This is a genomic window from Corynebacterium kozikiae, assembly GCF_024580965.1.
Lineage (GTDB): Bacteria > Actinomycetota > Actinomycetes > Mycobacteriales > Mycobacteriaceae > Corynebacterium > Corynebacterium kozikiae.
This window is the reverse complement of sequence record NZ_JANIKJ010000049.1, coordinates 1-973: the sequence shown is the minus strand read 5'-3', so window position 1 is coordinate 973 and position 973 is coordinate 1. Positions and strand designations below refer to the sequence as shown.

Sequence of the window (973 nt, the reverse complement as noted above, 5' to 3'; positions counted from 1 at the left end):
TAGGGCGTGTCTCCTAATTGTGGGCCTGTGCTCGAGCATGATTGAGGTGTGTCACAACGGTCTAGATTTACGCAGTTCACGAATGCACAGTGGGAGCGAGTTGAACCACTTCTGCCAACGAATGAGGGCCGTAAAGGCCGCCCGTTTGGTGATAGCCGCCGCGTTGTAGAGGGCATCATCTACCGGTACCGCACCGGAATCCCGTGGCGAGATCTCCCCGACCGGTATGGTCCCTGGCAGACGGTGTGGAAGCGGCATCGCCGCTACGCAACCGACGGCACCTGGGACCGCGTATTCGCGCACATCCTCGCCGAGGCCGATGCAGTGGGCGACATTGACTGGAACGTGTCAATCGACGCGACGATCAACCGTGCTCATCAGCACGGTACGAACCTGCCGCGCCCTGATCAGGACACAGGGGGCTCTATCGAATTACAAGAATCTGCCGTTATGCGAGATTGAACCGGCAGGTCACGGGATCGGGAGATCACGCGGAGGGTTGAGCACGAAGGTACATTTTGCTGTCGAGGGGCATGGCCGGCCGCTGTCGATTGTGGTGACGGGCGGGCAACGCCATGATGGCGCGATGTTGCAGGAAGTCCTCGGCGATATTCGGGTCCCGAGAATTGGGTGCGGGCAGGCGCGGACGCGCCCTGATGCGTTGCTTGCTGATCGCGGGTACACGTCACGGGTGAACCGCGCGTATCTGCGTGAGCGCGGCATCGCCGCGGTGATTCCGGAGAAGTCTAATGAGATCGCTGCCAGGAAGCGTAAGGGTCGTGCTGGCGGGCGACCGCCCGGGTTTGATGCGGAGCTGTACAAAGACCGCAACGTGGTCGAGCGGGCCTTTGGGTTGATGAAGCAGTGGCGCGGGCTTGCGACGCGTTATGACAAGCTCGCGGTCACGTATCGCGCGGGAGTGGTGCTTGCGGCGATTCTGGTCTGGTTACGCATATAAGAGACACGCCCTAGT

At 61.0% G+C, this 973-nt stretch carries 1 pseudogene; it reads left to right on the top strand.

Features of this window, described 5'->3' with window-relative positions:
- The first annotated feature begins 48 nt into the window (after positions 1-48).
- A pseudogene (locus NQ018_RS11270) lies at positions 49-958 on the top strand (IS5 family transposase).
- Positions 959-973 lie beyond the last annotated feature (15 nt).